Source organism: Kordia sp. (assembly GCF_045105435.1).
Taxonomy (GTDB): Bacteria; Bacteroidota; Bacteroidia; order Flavobacteriales; family Flavobacteriaceae; genus Kordia.
On the sequence record NZ_JBGCDL010000126.1, the window covers coordinates 14,683 to 34,040 of the forward strand.

18 protein-coding genes are annotated in these 19,358 nt (G+C 32.5%); 13 read left to right on the forward strand and 5 right to left on the reverse strand.

Features of this window, described 5'->3' with window-relative positions; all coding sequences use genetic code 11:
• Positions 1 to 231: 231 nt before the first annotated feature.
• The 11 genes from AB8B65_RS06445 (at position 232) to AB8B65_RS06495 (ending at position 14,513) form a co-directional block, all read left to right on the forward strand.
• Positions 232 to 594, forward strand: a complete 363-nt coding sequence (locus tag AB8B65_RS06445) for a Na(+)-translocating NADH-quinone reductase subunit F (protein ID WP_405300044.1) — start codon at positions 232 to 234, stop codon at positions 592 to 594.
• A gap of 3 nt (positions 595 to 597) precedes the next feature.
• Positions 598 to 1,629, forward strand: a complete 1,032-nt coding sequence (locus AB8B65_RS06450) for an FAD:protein FMN transferase (protein ID WP_405300045.1) — start codon at positions 598 to 600, stop codon at positions 1,627 to 1,629.
• 113 nt (positions 1,630 to 1,742) lie between these two features.
• The gene (locus AB8B65_RS06455; RefSeq protein WP_405300046.1) at positions 1,743 to 2,000 is read left to right on the forward strand and encodes a hypothetical protein; all 258 of its coding nucleotides are present in this window, start codon (positions 1,743 to 1,745) and stop codon (positions 1,998 to 2,000) included.
• 186 nt (positions 2,001 to 2,186) lie between these two features.
• The gene (locus AB8B65_RS06460) at positions 2,187 to 2,429 is read left to right on the forward strand and encodes a hypothetical protein (protein ID WP_405300047.1); all 243 of its coding nucleotides are present in this window, start codon (positions 2,187 to 2,189) and stop codon (positions 2,427 to 2,429) included.
• 160 nt (positions 2,430 to 2,589) lie between these two features.
• Positions 2,590 to 4,602: a histidine kinase gene (locus AB8B65_RS06465; RefSeq protein ID WP_405300048.1), complete on the forward strand. Its 2,013-nt coding sequence runs from the start codon at positions 2,590 to 2,592 to the stop codon at positions 4,600 to 4,602.
• A gap of 129 nt (positions 4,603 to 4,731) precedes the next feature.
• Positions 4,732 to 7,704: a histidine kinase gene (locus AB8B65_RS06470; protein ID WP_405300049.1), complete on the forward strand. Its 2,973-nt coding sequence runs from the start codon at positions 4,732 to 4,734 to the stop codon at positions 7,702 to 7,704.
• Entirely contained in the window at positions 7,701 to 8,453 is a 753-nt protein-coding gene (locus AB8B65_RS06475; RefSeq protein ID WP_405300050.1) for a LytR/AlgR family response regulator transcription factor, read from the forward strand. Before AB8B65_RS06470 ends, AB8B65_RS06475 begins: the two co-directional genes overlap by 4 nt.
• Before the next feature lie 169 nt (positions 8,454 to 8,622).
• Positions 8,623 to 11,655, forward strand: a complete 3,033-nt coding sequence (locus tag AB8B65_RS06480) for a choice-of-anchor Q domain-containing protein (protein ID WP_405300051.1) — start codon at positions 8,623 to 8,625, stop codon at positions 11,653 to 11,655.
• A 447-nt stretch (positions 11,656 to 12,102) separates the two neighbouring features.
• Positions 12,103 to 12,423, forward strand: a complete 321-nt coding sequence (locus AB8B65_RS06485; RefSeq protein WP_405300052.1) for a hypothetical protein — start codon at positions 12,103 to 12,105, stop codon at positions 12,421 to 12,423.
• A 388-nt stretch (positions 12,424 to 12,811) separates the two neighbouring features.
• Positions 12,812 to 13,057: a class I lanthipeptide gene (locus AB8B65_RS06490; protein ID WP_405300053.1), complete on the forward strand. Its 246-nt coding sequence runs from the start codon at positions 12,812 to 12,814 to the stop codon at positions 13,055 to 13,057.
• A gap of 202 nt (positions 13,058 to 13,259) precedes the next feature.
• Complete coding sequence (locus AB8B65_RS06495; RefSeq protein WP_405300054.1) at positions 13,260 to 14,513, forward strand: hypothetical protein; 1,254 nt, start codon at positions 13,260 to 13,262, stop codon at positions 14,511 to 14,513.
• 95 nt (positions 14,514 to 14,608) lie between these two features.
• On the opposite strand, the gene AB8B65_RS06500 is transcribed toward AB8B65_RS06495, so the two are convergent.
• Genes AB8B65_RS06500 through AB8B65_RS06515 form a run of 4 tightly spaced genes read right to left on the reverse strand, consistent with a single transcriptional unit; the run spans position 14,609 to position 17,028 of the window.
• Positions 14,609 to 15,373 (reverse strand): class I SAM-dependent methyltransferase, encoded by a 765-nt coding sequence (locus tag AB8B65_RS06500; protein WP_405300055.1) that lies wholly within the window; start codon positions 15,371 to 15,373, stop codon positions 14,609 to 14,611.
• An 11-nt stretch (positions 15,374 to 15,384) separates the two neighbouring features.
• A complete protein-coding gene (locus tag AB8B65_RS06505; RefSeq protein ID WP_405300057.1) occupies positions 15,385 to 15,801 on the reverse strand; it encodes a hypothetical protein in 417 nt (138 codons plus the stop codon).
• A 19-nt stretch (positions 15,802 to 15,820) separates the two neighbouring features.
• The gene (gene map, locus AB8B65_RS06510) at positions 15,821 to 16,627 is read right to left on the reverse strand and encodes a type I methionyl aminopeptidase (RefSeq protein ID WP_405300058.1); all 807 of its coding nucleotides are present in this window, start codon (positions 16,625 to 16,627) and stop codon (positions 15,821 to 15,823) included.
• Complete coding sequence (locus tag AB8B65_RS06515) at positions 16,624 to 17,028, reverse strand: BT0820 family HAD-type phosphatase (protein ID WP_405300059.1); 405 nt, start codon at positions 17,026 to 17,028, stop codon at positions 16,624 to 16,626. The genes map and AB8B65_RS06515 overlap by 4 nt, the downstream gene beginning before the upstream one ends.
• 317 nt (positions 17,029 to 17,345) lie before the next feature.
• Here AB8B65_RS06515 and AB8B65_RS06520 point away from each other — a divergent pair, with 317 nt between their 5' ends.
• On the forward strand, positions 17,346 to 17,867 hold the full coding sequence (locus tag AB8B65_RS06520; protein WP_405300060.1) for a hypothetical protein: 522 nt from the start codon (positions 17,346 to 17,348) through the stop codon (positions 17,865 to 17,867).
• Between the two features lie 163 nt (positions 17,868 to 18,030).
• Positions 18,031 to 18,672 (forward strand): DUF4253 domain-containing protein, encoded by a 642-nt coding sequence (locus AB8B65_RS06525; protein ID WP_405300061.1) that lies wholly within the window; start codon positions 18,031 to 18,033, stop codon positions 18,670 to 18,672.
• A 113-nt stretch (positions 18,673 to 18,785) separates the two neighbouring features.
• Here AB8B65_RS06525 and AB8B65_RS06530 read toward each other — a convergent pair.
• A partial coding sequence (locus AB8B65_RS06530) for a thioredoxin family protein (protein ID WP_405300062.1) occupies positions 18,786 to 19,358 on the reverse strand: 573 nt, incomplete at its 5' end.

A 19,358-nucleotide genomic window follows, 5' to 3' on the forward strand; every position in this document is an offset into this window, starting at 1 on the left:
AATCACTATAAAACACATTTTAAAAAGGATCGCAAATAGGTGACCCTTTTTTATTTACGTAAGTTATCGTCTCAATAAAATATCAGCAGAAATTAAAGTATCTTTGTCGCGCGTTCACTTTATAGATGAAAAGGGACACTTAGTCGAGATTTAATACAAAAAGTAGAAAAACAATACGCATCATCAATAAACCAATACTTTCGCGATTGAGTTAGGTGATTATTTCTGATTATGGAAAAATTAACAAAACAAGAGTTGCATAATTTGGCGATGAATATCGTTGGAAAAGAATTGGAAGAAAAAGGATATGAATTCTTAGCAGTAAACAGTAAACTCAACAGGCATCCGCAATTTGTGTGTATTGACGAAAACAATAAAAAGAAATTTGTACTTGTCAAAGCTGTAAAATATCCAGAAGATCCAAAAGAATATGATGCTATATGGATGGAAACGTTCAAGCAACATGTAGAAAAATTTGAAGCAGAACTCTACTTCGCAGGAGTCGGACTCGGTAATGCCGAAAACCCACTCGAAGAAATTATAAAAAATCAACCGTACGTACTCGATTATGATGGTTTAATACAAATAACATAACAAATGAAAGCAACTACGTTTCCCCTATACGCATGTATAGCTTTTTTACTCACATCTTGTGTTGAAAAACCCAAAGACGTCATAATGCAAGCAAATACAGGCTTTGCATTAGGAACTACCTACACAGTTCAATATGAAATACATGATGCCAAAGAGAATTATAAAGAAGACATCGAAAATGTATTTCATCTAGTCAACAAATCAATGTCTGCATATATTCCAAACTCCGATATCTCAAGAATCAACAGAGGAGAAAAAGAGGTAGTTGTAGATAAATATTTCCGTATTGTATATGACTTTTCAAGAGATGTATATGAAAAAACAGATGGTTTTTTTGACCCAAGTGTCGGCGCTTTGGTCAATGCATGGGGATTTGGTCCTGAGAAACCAATCAACAATCTAACAAAAGAACAAGTAGACAGCATTATGGCGTTTACTGGTTTTGATAAAGTTAAAATTTCAAATGAAGGTAAAGTCTATAAAGAGCATCCATCATTAACATTTGACTTTAACTCACTAGGAAAAGGATATGCAATAGATCTTATAGGTGAAATGTTTGATAAAAAAGGAGTCAAAAACTATATTATTGAAGTCGGTGGCGAAATCTTAACCAAAGGAAAAAATACTAAAAAAGTAAAAAAATGGACCATTGGTATTGATAGTCCTGTGCAAGAATCAGAAGAACGCCAATACATTGAATACATTACTTTAGAAAACAAAGCAATGGCAACCTCCGGAAACTACAGAAAATACAGAGTTGATCCAGAAACGGGCGACCATTATGTACACATCTTAAATGCAAAAACGGGGTATCCGATGAAAAACAATGTATTAAGTGTGTCTGTCGTTGCCGATAATTGTATGAAAGCGGATGCGTATGCTACTGCGTTTATGGTAATGCCGTATGGAAAAACAAAAAAGCTCTTAAGTGAGCTTAAAGATGTGGATGCTTATATTGTTAGTAAGGATCAATATGGTAATATTCAAAAATATACTACAAGTGGTTTCCAAGATTTAATTATAACGGAATTTTAGCTGTAAAAAAAGTGTTAAGTAGGGTTTTAGTGTACACTTAGTGCGGTTTTTAAAGATAAAAAAAACAATACAATCATGTAAATTTAAAATGTTAACCACAAAATTAAATGATCATGAAAAAAAAGAATCTAAAACACAACGGACTCAAATTAAACAAGCACAGTATTTCTAGTTTAGAATCACAAAACGCAATGGGAGGCGCAACAAATTCCTGTTTCATTTTTGTAGATACAGCTTGCGCAAATACAGTAGGATGTAATTATACAAATACATGTCCGCCAACAAACGGTTGCCCTACAAATGGCTGCCCGCCGCTTACAGACGGTTGTCCTTTCATTTCAGAATCTTGTCCGGTAAATGGAATCTGCTAAGAAAAATTAGTAAAAACGATACAAAACGATCCGTAGAATTTTCTGCTGATCGTTTTTTTTATAAACTAAAAAAGGTGCTTCCGTAAATGTTAAATAAGGTTTTAGTATAAACTTAGTGTGGTTTTATAAAGTGAAAACGCTACAAAATCATGTATTTTTAGGTATTAACCACAAAATTAAAATATCATGAAAAAAAAGAATTTCAAACACAACGGACTTCATCTGAACAAAAATGTAATTTCTAGTTTAAAATCTGATGAACTACAAGGAGGAAGAACACGTTCATGCTTGGCAGATATTGATACCAATTGTGCGTCAGCAAATTGCGGAACACTTGGTTGTCCAACAAATGGCTGTCCTCCAACAGGAAACTGTCCAACAAATGGATGTCCACCAAGTATCTCTTGTCAGCCAGTAGGAATCTGCTAAAAATAAAATAGACAACCAAACAAAAAAGCGATCTTAAATATCAAATTTGAGATCGTTTTTTATTTTAAATTATATTAGAAACTCATATGATGAATCTGGAAGTTTAAAAGCGCATATTATAAATAAAATAACCATCTTTATACGTTTTAATAAAAATTACATGAACTACAAGCTGCCACTATATATAATTGTAATATGCTTTGCTCAATTTGGATTTTCTCAGCAAAAGCAAATTGATAGTTTAGAAAATGTATTTTCTAAACTAGAAAACGATTCCCTAATATTAGCTAAATCTGATAAACTGATGAGTTATTATAGAAAAAGGAATGTTGAGTTGCATTACTATATCATAAATAGAGCGCTAAATTTAAAGATAAGAGGTAAAAAAAGGAGCATAAAACAAAAAGCTGTAGCAACAGTAGAGCTTGGACTTTATTATCGGGGAAAAGGACAGCTAGATTCTGCAATTGTAGCCTATGACAAAGCAATAAAAATGTTTCTACAAATCAAAGATTCATCAGGAGTTATATATGCTAAAACATCAAAAGGAAGTGTGTTAAAGTCAAAAGGGAATTTTTTAGAATCAATTAATATTTTTAATGATGCACTTATTTTTTATGAGAGTCAAGGAACTAAAGCAAAGTATAAGTTGTTAGTGACTAAAGTAAATTTAGCTGGAGTTTATACCACTATGAAAGACTGGGAAAACGCAGCAAAACATCTTGAGGAAATTTATAATGACTCACTAGCTAAAACCCAAAAAGGATTACTAGGAGCTGTTTGTATAAACCTTGTTGGAGTTAAAACAAAACAAAACTCATTAGAAGAAGCTTTAAAATATGCTAAAGAAGCATTGGAACTAAAGAAAAGACCAGGAAGTAGGGCAAATTTATATACCAATATAGGTGCGATATATGAAAAAAAGAGTGCGCATCAATTGGCAGATGATTACTTCAGAAAAGCGCTTGAACAATATACAATCATAAAAAACACACATGGAATTCAAAAAAGTTACAACAATATCGGAAACAATTTATCAAAACTGAGAAAATTTGACGAAGCAGAGTATTTTCTATTAAAATCAAATGCATTATTAGAAAAAGGCAATAATATAAACTCGTTGTGGCATAACTACGATATGCTTTCTGCGCTTTATGAAAATACAAAGGATTACAAAAAGTCATTAGAATTTGCTAATAAACGAGCAAAAATTAAAGACTCATTGCTAAGTATTGAGAAGCAAAAAGAAATAGCAAATTTAGAAACCTTTTATAAAACAGAAAAAATTGAAAGAGAAAAAAGTGTAGCAGAACAAGCTGCAATAATTGCAAATTTAGAAAACCAAAAAAATCGAAATCGGTTTATTGGAGCTTTATTACTGGCAGCTCTCATAATACTACTATCCATATTTTACTTCAGCAGAACAAAAACGAGAAAAAAGACAGAACTTGTATTAGTAAAGCTTCAAGAAACAAAAAAGCGACTTGAAGTAGAAAAGAAGCATAGAAATTCTGAGTTAAAAGCATTAAAAGCACAGATGAATCCGCACTTTATATTTAATGCACTTAATTCGATACAAGAATATATCGTTCTAAACAAGAAAAACTTAGCAAGTGATTATCTAGGGAAGTTTGCCGATTTAATTAGAACCTATCTAAACCATAGTAACAAAGGGTTAATTCCTCTGGAAGAAGAACTCAGGTGTTTAGAAATGTATTTGGAGTTAGAAGAATTAAGATTTGAAGAAAAACTAATATATGCTGTTCATGTTGCTGACGATATAGATGTTAGTAGTGTTTTTGTTCCAACAATGTTAATACAACCATACATAGAAAATGCTTTAAAACACGGATTGTTACATAAAAAAAATAATCGAAAATTAACAATATCAATATTAAAGACTCCTGATCAGAACAGTATAACATGTATTATAGAGGATAATGGAATCGGAAGAGAAAAAGCATTAGAAATAAAAACACTGAAAAATGAAACATACCAGTCATTTGGAACAAAAGCTACTAAAGAACGGTTAGATTTATTAAACCATGGAAAAACAAATTTAATAGGAGTTGAAATAGAAGATTTGTTTCAAGGTGAAGAATCAATAGGTACAAAAGTAACTGTCAATATACCGCTTTCAAAAAGGAATGCGGTTAATTATTCAGCAATCTAAAAAGGTGAAAATTGCTTATAATCATATGTTACTAGCCTTTTAGAAGTTAATATTGGGGTTTTAAATATAAAATACAGAAGCAAAGCTTTTAAAATAATACTTTTGAAGAGTCATAAATAAATTAATGAATTGATAAAAAAAATATACTACATATTACTACTTTTTGCAGCTTGCACTTTACATGCACAGCATCCTGTATACATACAGTTTTCTGAAAAAAATGACCTACCAGATATTGAATTCTATAGTATTATAGAAGATGCAAAAGGTTTTATATGGTTGGCTGCGGACAAAGGTTTCTACAGATATGATGGAAATAAATTTAAAATTTTCACAAACAAAGAAAAACGAGGACTTTCAATATTCGATCCAAAAGAAGATAGTAAGGGGCGAGTTTGGTGTTGCAATATCTCTGGACAATTTTTCTACGTAGAAAATGAAGAACTTGTCACGTTTATTGATCTTGGGAAAGAAACGCAATGGCAGCTCGGTGATTTTATTGTTACTGAGACACACTTGTTAGTGTTCTCCGATAAAACAATTTACAAAATAGCATTAGACACCAAGCAAATAGAAGATCGAATTAGTTTAACAGATGCTTACCTTGGTAGTCCATTTGTGAAGGGAGATCAAATTTATATAACAGCTGGAGATAGAATTGTAGCATTAGATAAAAATTTGAAAATAACAAAACAGATAGCTTCTGAAGCTATATATAACGATCTCGTTAATGTGAGTCAAGGAAGATCAATAGGAATAAGCATAGAAGGAAAAACCTATTTGAAATATAAAAACGCTGAATTTGAGTCTCTTTTTTTTGAATTTGATATCAATACAGGAGCTTATCAAGAAGTAAATTTACCAAAAGAACTGCTCTCCAATCAATTAATTCAGATTAAATATTACAAAGGAGAAGTTTTCTTTTCTACTTCTTCAGGAATTTGGGTATTTGCATATGATGATGGAAAATTTACATATAAAAACAGGTATTTTAAAGACGAGTTTGTCTCTAAACTTATTATTGATAAAAATGAAAATTATTGGGCAACAACAATAGGAAACGGTGTCTTTGTAATTCCTAATACCAATATAAATGACTATAACCTTCCGTCAGATATTTCTCAAATTAGTAGTATTGAGAAAATAAATGACCATCAATTCTTTTTTGGTACTATGACTGGAAAAGCAGGGATTTATGATGTCAATCAGCATACAATTGAACCTGTAAAACTCAAAGGAAAAGGAAAAGTATCTTCCTTAGTATACAACCCTAAAACAAGTTTAATATACATCAGTCAAAGTGCGCAAGCGAGAATTCTAAATTTGAGAACGAAGAAAACTGTTGAAAATGATCGTTTTATAAACGCAAGGAGTTTATCTTTAATGCAAGGCGATTCTATTTTTTACACAAATTATCGTGGAGCAGAATTGGTGAATGGAGAAGAAAGCATCTTTTTCCCTCGTAAAAACTTAGGTAGAATTAGAGCTTATATGGGATTTTATGATGCCGAAACTAAAAACTCATACGTATCATACGTAGATAACCTTATTCGTTTTGATGAAAAATTACAATCAAAAAATATTCGTTTTAAAGAAAAACCAATTCATGCAGTCGGAATTGCGAAAACTGACAATGGATTCATTTGGGTTTCTACTTTCAAAGACGGATTATTTGGTATCAAAAACGACAGAGTTGTTGTTCATTACAATACAGAAAATGGACTGATTTCAAATCTAACTCAAAAAATACAAGGAGATGGAAACTCACTTTGGATTGTAACCGACAAAGGAATCCAATTTCTAAATACTGAAACACAAACATTTCAAACACTTACTAAAAGAGATGGTATCAATACATACCTCATAAATGGGATAGTACCTTTAAAAGATAACATCATATTCTCATCTGTTAAAGGTATTTTTAGTATCGATCGTGCCAAAGTGTTTAAAAATAGCAAGAAGCCTGAAATATATTTTACCGGAATTCAGGTAAATGAAAAAGACACTTTAATTCAAGAGAAAATCAGTCTTCCGCATTCTCAAAATGCAATAAAAATTAGTTTTAACTCTAATGGGTTTAAGTCAAAACAGAATATGAAATATCAAAGTCGACTGTTAGGCTTTAATGATAGTTGGATTCCTGTAAGTGAAGGAGCTAATTTTGTAAAATACAATAGTTTGCCTGTTGGGAATTATACGTTTCAGGTAAAAGGAACTTCGATCTCATCAAACAAAAATTCAGCTATTGCAGCTATCAAAATAGCAATCAAAAGTCCGTTTTGGCAAAAATCATGGTTCATCATAAGTGCAGTTTTAGTTAGCTTATTATTGATCATTCTGTATTATAAAATAATTCTAAAAAAGCGAGACAAGCAGAAAAATATAGAACTCGAAAAATTAGCACAAGAACGAGAATTAGTATTTTTAAAACTAGAAAACTTACGCTCGCAGATGAATCCGCATTTTATATTCAATGCATTGAATTCGATTCAGGAGTTTATCATTCTCAGTAAAAAAAACCTTGCAAGTGATTACTTAGGTAAATTTGCCGACTTAATTCGAACCTATTTAAACCATAGTAACAAAGGGGAAATTTCTTTGCGTGATGAAATCAATTGTTTAAAAATGTATTTGGAGTTGGAAGAATTGCGTTTTGAAGATAAGCTAGTATACTCGGTAGATATTGACGAAAGTATCAATACTAAAACACTTATGATTCCAACAATGTTGATTCAGCCATATGTTGAAAATGCTTTAAAGCATGGACTTTTGCACAGAAAAGAAAATCGAGTATTAACTATTGTGTTAAAGAAATCTGATACAAAAAATACAATAATTTGTGAAGTTACTGATAATGGAGTTGGACGCGCAAAAGCCTTAGAATTAAATCAACGAAAAAATAAAACACAAAAGCCTTTTAGTGCAAAAGTTATCGAAGATCGATTAGTTTTACTCAATTATGGACGAGAAAAACATATTGGTATTTCCATTGAAGATTTATATGATAACAAAATAAATGCATCTGCCGGAACCAAAGTTATCATTACGATTCCGATGGAAAAACGTAATCATAAGTACACAATACACGATAAAAAAATATGAAAGTAATCATCATTGACGACGAACGAAAAGCAAGAAACTTGCTGAATGTCTTAATTTCTGAAAACTGTCCAAGAATCACAGAAATCTTTGAAGCAGAAGAATTACTTTCTGGAATTGAGTTAATCAAAAAAGAACAACCGCAAATTGTATTCTTAGACATTGAAATGCCACAACATTCGGGTTTAGAAATCTTAGACTTTATAGAAAAAGACAGCTTCAATTTTGAGATCATATTTACAACGGCGTATAGCGAATATGCCGTAAAAGCCTTTCAGCTTTCAGCTATTGATTACTTGTTAAAACCTGTGCGTGCTACACAAATACGAGAAGCTGTTGAAAAAACACTAAAACACATTGGAAAATCACAAATAAATATCAAACTAGAAGAACTCAAAAAAAGTTTGGCTTCGTCTAATTTCAATAAAATCGGCTTGCCTTTTTCAGATGGTTTCAAATTTGTAGACTTCAATGACATCATCTTATTAGAAGCAGATGGAATGTATACAAAGATAACTACTGTCAACGATTCGGAAATCCTAGTTAGCAAACCATTAAAGCATTTTGTGTCGCTTTTAGAAAAAATAAACACCTTTTACAAACCGCATCGTTCTTACTTAATAAATCTCAAATATATTAAAGAATACATCAAAAAAGATGGTGGTTACATTGTAATGGATAACAACGAAACAGTTTCCATCTCCAAAGACAAAAAAGAAGAATTCTTAGCCATTGTTCAAAACATAGGATAGTTTGTTTTGAAAGAAAAAGTAGTAATAACCTTTTGATAAATCTAAAAAAGGTCATTTTTTAAAACACTAAAAAACGTTTAGCAATTCAAAACTAACTTTCAGAAGATAAAATAATAAAGAGGTAACTAGCTACATACTTTTGTTTTCATAAACTATAAATTATATTATAATGAAAACAAAATTCCTCTCAGTTTTTCTTCTAATAACGAGTATTGCATTTGCGCAATACCCTATAACAAACTTGGTAGGCGCTTATGAATTTAATGGTGACTTAACAGACCAAGCCAATGGTGTCAATATGACTGTTAATGGCTTAATGTTATATTCACCAGATAGATTTGGAACTCCAGGTGCGTCAGCACGCTTAGTATTTGGAGATGCTAGCAGAATAAATGTAGATTTCCCTAATAACGACGTCGTTGAATATAATTTTTGGATAAAAACAACTATTGATGATGCTAATAGAAGAACTATTATTGAAGATTCAGACAGAGTAGATGATACAGACTCAGATTATGATGGCTATTTTGTGTATTTAAGAAATGGAGTAATAGGAGTGCGAGCTACTTTAAGATTTGGTTCTACTCTTTTAGAATTTGCTAATGATCATACTACAACAATATCAGATGGAGAATGGCATAATATAAATGTACATATAGATTATTATTATGATTTTACATATAATGACACATATGGAGTTATAAGTATTAAAGTTGATGGTGTTGAAGACGTTGTAAATCCAAGAGTAAACAATAACTCAACAAGCGTAACAACATCGTATAATAGTATTGATGGAAATGTTGTGCTAGGAAATAATAGAGCAGGAAATATGCCAGCAGCTAATAAGTTTGGAGGCGAAATAGATAACTTATTAATTTATTCTCAAGCTTTAACACAAGCGCAAATAGAAAGCATTATAGATTTTGGTAATTATTGTCAAAAACCAGACGCTTCCATACTTTCGGTAGCTTCTATTACGAATGATGGTGCCACAGTAAATATAAATGATACTGGTACGTATGATGTAGCGTATCATGTTCAGGGTGAATCGTTTTCTAGCGCAACAATTGTTAATAACGTTACGAGTAGTCATATTATAACTGGATTAGAATCTAATTTAGATTATGAAGTATATATCAGGGAAATTTGTTCGGTAACAACGGCTTGGTCTGAAGCAGTAAGTTTTAAAACGAATAGACCTACAGGAACTGTCTATGTAAATCCAGCTGCAACAGGTTTAAATACAGGAACAAGTTGGAGTAATGCATTTACAGATTTGCAAACAGCTTTAGATGATTCAAGAATAAACGAATCTGTCTGGATAGTTGGTGGTACTTACAAACCTACAACGGCTAATGGAGACAGAACTATAGCGTTTACCGTAAATTCAAGAATAAATGTAATAGGTGGTTTTGCAGGAACAGAAACTTCCGTAAATGATAGAGTGTATGGTACAAATGAAACCATACTATCTGGAGATTTAAATGGAAATGATGATGCCAACTTAGATCCTTCTAATGCGTTAAGAGCAGATAATAGTTATCGTGTTCTAGTTACAAACTCAATTGTAAACTCTCCTAATGTTGGAATTCAATTAGAAAGACTTACAATTACAGGTGGTAATGCAAATGGAACAGGAGTTTATAACCGAGGAGCTGCCATTACGAAAGGAGCGGTAACTAGAGCATTTACATTAACAGATTGTATCATAGAAAATAACAGTGGTATAAATAGAGTCGTAGATACGAGAGTAGGAGGCGGGCAAGTTGGCTCAATAACTATTTCTCGTTCCATATTTAGAAACAACTATAGTCGTGGAGGTGCTTTTTATTGCCTTTCTCAAACGACAACAACGGTAAATGTTTTAAATTCTTTATTCGAGAAAAATATAGCTACGAATGTGGAAGGTGATGGACAAGCTGGAAGTAGTATTTGGTTAAAATCTGATGTTTTTGACGCAGTCATTTTAAATGTTCGTAACTCCACGTTTGTCAATAATCAAGATTTAGGGACTACCACAGGGTACAATAACTTTAATAGAGCTACCATTGTTTTGGAAAGAACAATTAGTAACGGTGGAACACCATCTTCGACTTCAGCTGATATTTATAATTCAATATTTTATAACAATACGACTATAGGTGGAAATACATCGAAACTTATTTCGGGAGGAATAACAACTGCGCCAACAACAGATGTTTTTAATTCTATAGATGAAGACGGATTCTCTCAATTAAATGCTGCAAATGTAACGAATGGTATAAGTACTGATCCAATGTTTGTTGATGCTGTTAATGCAGATTATACTTTGGCAGTAGGATCGCCAGCAATAGATGCAGGAGATAATACCTATGTAACTGGGACTTTAGATGTATTAAGAAATCAAAGAATTTCCAATACAACAGTAGATATGGGAGCTTACGAATATATTGCAGGAATTACGATATCGCCAAGTGTATATTTACAAGGCGCAATGTTAAGCGCTAGTGGAGGAAACATGAATGACAACTTAAGAACAGGAAATAACTTGCCAACTACGTCTCCATATACAGATGGAGCAACTTGCGATCCTGCTGTATTTACAGTTTCAGGAAATGATGCCATTGTAGATTGGATTTGGGTAGAATTAAGAGACGCAACAGCCAATACAACTATTATAGATTCACAATCAGCATTACTACAACGTGATGGAGATGTTGTTGGAAGAGATGGAATCTCTTCTTTACTCTTTAATCAAGCTGCAGGAAATTATTACGTAGTGCTCAAACACAGAAATCATTTAGGTATTATGACAAATAACGCACTTAGTTTAAGTGGTACAACTACAACAGTAGACTTTACAGATGCAAACAATCAAATCACTTTTGGAACGAATGCACAAACTACCTTTGGAGTGCCAAGTGGAGTCGTTGCAATGTGGGCAGGAAATGTAAATGGAGACATCATAGTACAGTATTCTGGAACTACACCTGATGCGCCAAGTCTCTTGTCGGAAGTACTAAATGCTTCTGGAAATTTCCTGAATTTTCCAACCTATGTCGTTACTGGTTACAGTGCTTTTGATATAAATATGGATGGTAATACACAATACACAGGAACTACGCCTGATACACCTTTCATTCTTCAGAATGTACTAGCGCATCCAGGGAATTTCTTAAACTTTAGTACGTATCAAATTCAAGAACAATTACCAGAAAACTAATTATGAATGACTATAATCAGTATAAAAACAGCAGCGTGATATTTTCCTTAGGAATTTATAACACTTCGGTAGAAAGGACACAGATCACCAAAAGTTTTACCAAGCAATAACTTATAGTTTATAGTATTGCGGAAATCCTACGAGTTTTAATACTTGTAGGATTTTTTAGTGTTTTAGCAGTTCAAAGCTAACTTTCAGAAACTAACTTCGTATTCCAATGCGTACAAATAGTAGTTTCGTGTCATAGTAATTAATTGGACGCTTAAATAGTAATATCAAACCGTTAAATTAATAGTCAAAATACGATCGGATTGAAAAACAACTTCATTCCGATCGTTTGTTCAAATCTACATTTCAGAAACTCAAAGCTACATTTTAGCAAATGATACAAGGTTTGGTTTTACATCTATTATATATTTACACTCGAAACAAAAAATAGAAGCTTTTATGAAACTAATCATCATTGCCATTAGTGTATTTACAGCACTTTCGTTCTCACCAATTACAGAAACGACAGCAACAGCAGTAGAAACGACAAATGAAAGCTACGGAAGTAGTTTTTCACTAATCAACGATACAAAAAATAAAATTTCAATTTACACAGGAACAGGATATGTAACCTTAAACAAAGGAAGCAAAACAAGTATTTCTTGTAAAGTTGGTAAAACGGTACATTGGGCAAGCAAGGGTAAAAAGGGAGATGTTATTTTCAAAATCACAAGTGATATGTGTGGCGAAACCATCAAACTTTCCAAAGTAATGGATTAGTAAAAAGGGGTAAAGTATTTAAAAGTAAAAACTAAAACAACCGACCAAAAATCTAGTTTTTAAAAAAAGGAAGCATGATTAACTTTCTTTAGTGGAAAAGATCTCATCGTATGATGAGGTCTTTTTGTTTTTATAAGAAGATTTCTTAGTTAGATTTTTCATGCACTTCATGTTTCATCAAGATGAAAATTAATGATATAAAGTAGGGAATAGACGTATTCAAAAATTGCATACTAAAGAGTTTCAGAACTTAATCAGTAAAAACGTAATTTTCATATGTTAATTAATAGTTAACTAGGGTTTTAAAGTAAAATTAGTGAGGTTTTTTTATAAAGGATTAATCCTAAATAAAATTATATTATATACCTAATGTTTAAAATGAAAAACCATGAAAAAGAAACGATTAAATTACAAAAGACTTCGATTACGCAAAAAAACGGTTTCTAGTCTTTCTACGGAACAATTAAAAGGAGGAACTCGCGGTACATTATCTAATTTTGCGGATGCAGATACAAACTGTGGAGCGCTCACAGGAACCTGTCAAACGGCTTTAGGTTGTCCGTACACCGATCAATGTCCACCAACGGAAATATGTATTCCAAGTATTTCTTGTGAACCTGTAGGAATTTGCTAAAAAACAATTTCTAAAATTGTACAAATGATTACTGAGCATTTTATGTTTAATGCAATTTTATGTGCAGTTGCCAAAATTAGTTTTTTCGAAAACGATGAATCTTGGTAGTCATTTTAGAAGAAACTGTTAAGCGTGAAAAGTCGGACAAAGCTGAAGAATCGACTCAAAAAAAGGAAGTAAGCACCACAAAAAAAATATAAATATGAAAAAGATAAATTATATAGTAATAGCAGTAATGTTTTTTGCCACATTTTCATGTAGTGATGATTTAGAGGAAACTTTTGAAGCTACTGAAAACATTGAAACTGTTGAAGCCAAATTAACAAATCTGTCAATCAAATCATTATCAGAAATTAATAATACGCTACTGTCTAATCAGCTGTCTAACAGTATAAAACATATTAAAGGAATTATTTCAGAGGAGTCAGGTGAACTTACAGCCAAGCATAATATAAACGGTTTGCAGGTTGATGTAGACAATGTATTGGTCGGTAACAAAACGGATGGTACAACATCGTATATCTTCGCAGTAAATATGCCTAGTGAAAACACGAAGCAAAAACTAGAGTTACATACCTATTTGACCTTGAATTTTAATGAAAAAGAAAATTTGAATAATCATTTACAAATAGGCGCAACGCAGCTCATATATTTTGATTCAAAAGGAAATATAGACAATAGCAATAATGCAAAGTATGGCTACTATTCTCCAAAACCTTCAAACAAACCAAGCAAAGCACCTAAAAGTGTACTTTGTAATTATAACTGGAATGGAAACGCACCAAGTGTAGTAGCTTCCTATTGTGGTTGGGGATATGGTGGAGTAGGAGGACCAGCACCAATAGAAGTCTTAGCTGCAATGTTTCCGGAGTGGTATGTGTATAGTAATGGTCAGTGGATAGAATTAAGTTCACCTATGACAATAATTCCACTTACCAATGATTATAATGATCTATATTATATTACAAGCAATGGCAACCTGTTTCCTTTCTATATATTCAATGTAAATGGCTTTCCTGCCCTTAAAGGTGAAATAATTAATTATTACAATCAAGTGTATGTGACGCAATTAGGATATTCAATTACAAATCCTTTTAGCCAAACATCAGAAGAAGATCATATACATAAGCAAGCTTTTTTAGATTCTTTTATTGAGTGGCTATATGAAATGCAAAATCTGTCACCTACAAATTATAGTTACTTAACAGCTAATCCTGATGTACTGTATGATATTTTTAACTTTTTTGCTGATTACAACTTAAACAATCCTATAAATGACTACCTATATCTTGGGCAACCTTGGTATGTGTGGCAATATGCTCCAAATCCTGATGTGAAGTGTATTAATACAGGAGCCGAATTTTTAAAGACATCTGCAGGTTTATTGCTAATGCAACAACTTGGAGCAGGTACTATTACAATTGAAGGTTTCAGAGCTGGATTGCCTGACTGCTAAACGTCATCAATTTTAAATAAATACTATGAAAAGCCACTAAGTATAAATTCTTAGTGGCTTTTTTGTATAAATTCAATACTAAGATTTTAAAACTATTACTTAAAACAAACAGGAATAATTTCACCTTTCATCAAACAGTATTTTTCAATATCTTCGGGAGAGAATTTTGTAGTATAATCTTCTTCTTTTACGGTAAATCCGATGCTTCGGAGTTTATCAAAATAATCACGACCGTACACACGCACATGATCGTACTGACCAAAGATTTTAGTGCGTTCTTTCGGATCTGTAATAGAATCGTCTTCAAAAGTAATTTCGCGACGTAAATCTTGCGGAATTTGTAGAATCGCCATTCCACCAGGTTTCAAAACCCGATACAACTCTTGCATGGCTTTCGTATCATCAGGAATATGTTCCAACACGTGATTGCATAAAATAGTGTCAAACGAATTATCTCCAAAAGGTAAATCGCAAATATCAGCTTTCACATCTGCCAAAGGCGAAAACAAATCAGTCGTCGTATACTCTAAATTCTTCTGATTGCGAAAACGCTTATAAAACGCTTGTTCAGGCGCAAAATGTAATACTTTTTGTGGTTTGGTAAAGAAATCTGTTTCACGTTGTAAATACAACCATAACAGTCGGTGACGTTCTAACGATAGTGTGCTTGGCGACAATGCATTATCACGATTTACCGCATATCCATACGATAAAAAAGATCGAAAACTCTTTCCATCAATCGGATCGGTAAATTTACTGCCTTTCATCGCAAAAGCAATCAAAGGACGCACCCAATAACTCATCTTAATTAAAAGCGGTCTTGGAATGGTATTCAATATATATTTAAAGAGTTTTTTCAAGTGTAGCTGAATTATTCTTTTTTAATCATATAAAACAAATCATCAAATGAACCTTTCATTTTATGTGGTCTTGCAGTAAAATAAATAGTATCTCCTTTTCTTTTCACATACGTTATTTCAATGCCACCATATTGACGCATCAAACTTTCACTAGGATCTTCTCCTTCTTTCTTTTCATCTGGAAGCATAATATACGTACAATCGCTCAACCATTTTAAGCGTGAAGTTCGTTCTGTACCATCGCTTATATATTCTCTTTGGAAGTTTTCTGTGCGAACTATTTTAGTAGAAAACGAAACAACATCATCACTTGGTATAAAAAATACGCCCGTTTTTACATCTGAACAATCTATTTCTTCAGCATCTTGTGCATTCGCTGAAAAAGCAATCAAAAAAGTAAAAAGGCAACTTAGTCGTAATTTGTTCAAAATAAAGGGTTTTATGTGTTTATGCCTGTCTAAATTCGTCTTCTTCATCACTTTCAATGCCTAAAGCTTCATAGACATATTTAAACGTAGACAATAATTCTGGTTTTCCGTTTACCAAAGCAACATCATGTTCAAAATGCGCACTTGGTTTTCCGTCTTTCGTTAAAACGGTCCAACCATCACGTAAAAACTTAATGTCTTTTACGCCCATATTAATCATCGGTTCAATGGCAACAACCATTCCTTCAATGAATTTTTTTCCACGTCCGCGACGTCCAAAGTTTGGCATATTCGGGTCTTCATGCATCTTCTTTCCTAATCCGTGACCAACCAAATCGCGCACAACTCCGTATCCGTGTGCTTCTGTATATTTTTGAATGGCAAACCCAACATCACCAACGCGATTTCCTGCTTTAAATTCGCGAATACCAACGTACAATGATTCTTTGGTTACTTGCAATAATTTTTCTGTCTCAGGATCAATTTCTCCAACTGCAAACGTATACGCATGATCGCCATAAAATTCATTCTTAATAGCGCCACAATCTACCGAAATAATATCGCCTTCTTCCAAAGGTGTACTATTCGGAATTCCGTGTACAACTTGTGCGTTTGGACTCATACAAAGCGTATTTGGGAAATTATACAATCCTAAAAAGCCAGGAATTGCGTTGTGATCGCGAATAAATTCTTCTGCCAATTTATCTAAATACAACGTTGTAACGCCAGGTTTAATTTCGCTGGCAACCATTCCTAAAGTCTTGGAAACAATCAATGCACTTTCGCGCATTAATTCAATTTCTTCTCGTGTTTTTGGTATAATCATTTCTTGAGAAAGGAAAACAATCCTTTTTTCTTTTTTAATGTTAATTCTGGCGCTCCGTTGGTAAGTAGTTGATATACTTCGCCCCAACCGATAAATCCACCAATATTTCTATCGTCAATAAAATAGTCTGCATTGATCTTTCTACTTACTTTGCCTTCAAAAACTTCTTCTGGGTAACTGTTATTAACTGCGTAAAAATCAATTCCGTTATCTTTACAAAACGCAACAGCTTCGTCTAATTTTCGTCCGCTTCTGTACGTCCATAAAATCAACCGATGTCCATCTTGTTCTAAGCGTTTCAATGTTTCAAACGCAAAGATTTTCGGAGCACCAATTTTAGGATACGCATCATCTACAACAGTGCCATCAAAATCAACAGCAATAAGTAAACTTTCTTTCATAACTATTCAACTTCCTATTTTGTGCATGCAAAGCTACAAAGAATTACGCTTTATCCCGAATTATGTGTTAGAACTTCGTTTTGAAGCACAATTTAAATTCAATTGGTGTGTGTTAAAAACAAACATTTTATGAAGTTTTTACTTTTTTCGTAGTCTAACAAGTGTGTTTTATTAAAATTGGTTGAAACACAACATTGTGAAATCGTACTTTTTAATTTGATTTTATATGGAATTAATTTAGATTTGGTTACAGTAAAAATAACAGGAATTCTTGTTATACATGTGTTGGCAAAAGCTAAAAAACCACGAATACGAAATTGAGAGATACGAATCGAATACCGAAAATATTAAATGAACTTGAGCGAATTTGGAAAGCGAATCCTGATTTTAGATTAGGTCAACTAATTGTTGTTGGAACGAAACCAAAAGAAGCTTGTCCTGAAGTATTTTACATTGAAGATGAAAATTTATTGGAAGGATTATTGAATTTCGAAAATAAAGTCGATTTAAAAACTAACGAATCGGAATCTATTCCTGATTGGAAAAAATACCCTAATGTTTCCAGAATTGAACATGAAGAACTATCCGTAGAATTACTTTCGGAATTGATAAATGCTCTCAAAAAATCTGACAAAAGAATAGTTATTACGCCAATAAATCTAATGAAATTGAACGGTGCACCAGTTTCTGACCTAACTTGGTTGTTAAGTCAAAAACCGAGAATTAAAGTGTTGAAAAAGCTATTACGCGAATTAGAAAAAAACGGAATTATAATTGAACGGAAATCTAAACAAGATTTTTTAGGAATTAAAGAAATTGGATACGATATTTTTGAATAAAAGCCAGTTGCAACACCGTGTATAATTCATTGCTAGTACTCGCTTACTTGCGAAAATCTTCGCGGATTTTTTATTCGGTTTGTATTTGCTAATTTAGTTCCTGAAACACGCAACGAAATCATACACAAAACTGTTATAGCTAATACGAGAAAAACAAAACTGAATGAAAAAAATAGTTATACTTATGGGAGTTTTATCATTCTTTGGATGCGGAGCAAAAAACCTCACACCTAAAGAAACCAAATTAGTGAATAAGTTAGATTTCAATATCGAACTTATGGAAGAACTGAAAAAAGAGACTAAAAACGAATTAATTCAACTTCCTTCAATCGACCAAGAAACTGCTGATGTTTTAGATAAGTTTTACAACGGAATTCACTCAAATATTTCGGAAGAAAAAGCTAACTCGATCGTAAAAAAGTTAAAAGAGAAATTTAGAACAAAAGGCTATTTAATATTCGTATTTACTGGAGAAGAAGATTCTAAAAGTATTGGAGTAATTAAAGGGACGAATGAACTTGATATTTTACGATATAGAAGAACAGACGGAATTAATCACGATTATGAAAATGAAGATATAGTTGCAAAAATATCAGAATGGAATGATAAATTCGGATTGACTGTTATTGGTTGTGGAAGAGATTGGCTCGAACTCGAATTTAAAAAACTGCCTTCTGATTTAGATGCCTTTTCTAAAGAAGTCTATGAATTCTGCCCTGACTCGGTTGACCAAGGAGTTGGAGAAGTTGAAAATTTAAAATTAATGATTAAAGAAATGAACGGAATTTGGTTGTGGTGGGACTAAAAGTACTGGCACAATACATAGTGTAATTCATTGTTTACAGCTTCGTTAGAAAGTCCTTGCAAGATTTCTATCTGTGATTTCTTTGCGAACGTTATATTAAACTCAGATTCATGTCATTCAACATAAATATGTTTATAGTCTTCACCAGATAAAATGCTTAGCATATCTTTTTCTAAAGAAGTCACTGGCGATTCCACAATTCGGTTGATTTCTTTTCCATCTTTATAAAAAATAAAAGTCGGAACGTTTGTAATGTCAAAACCATCTTCCAAATGTTCTGGTGTCATTTTGTCTTCATCAACCGTAATCAATTCTATTTTTTTCTCGTTGATTTTCATCAGATCTAAAATTCGGTAAAAATGTGGTACTTCTCTTTGACTGTCTTCGCACCAAGTTCCCATAAATATTTTTACATTTACATCAGCTAATAAAGGTTGTACTTTTTCGGCTGTTTCCTTATCTGCTGGATAGGTGGCATACGTTGGTCCAAACCAAGTATCGTACGGCGCTTCCGAAATAGCTTTCCGAGTTTGTACGCCAGTCAAAATAGGCAACTCTTCTTCTTCCTCGTCAATGACTTCTTTACTAATTGTAACTTCTTTTTTTTCTTCTGTTGGAGTCGTCTTTTTTTCATCTTTGCAAGCAAAAAATGCAAGTACAGCGACTAGATATAGTATTTTTTTCAT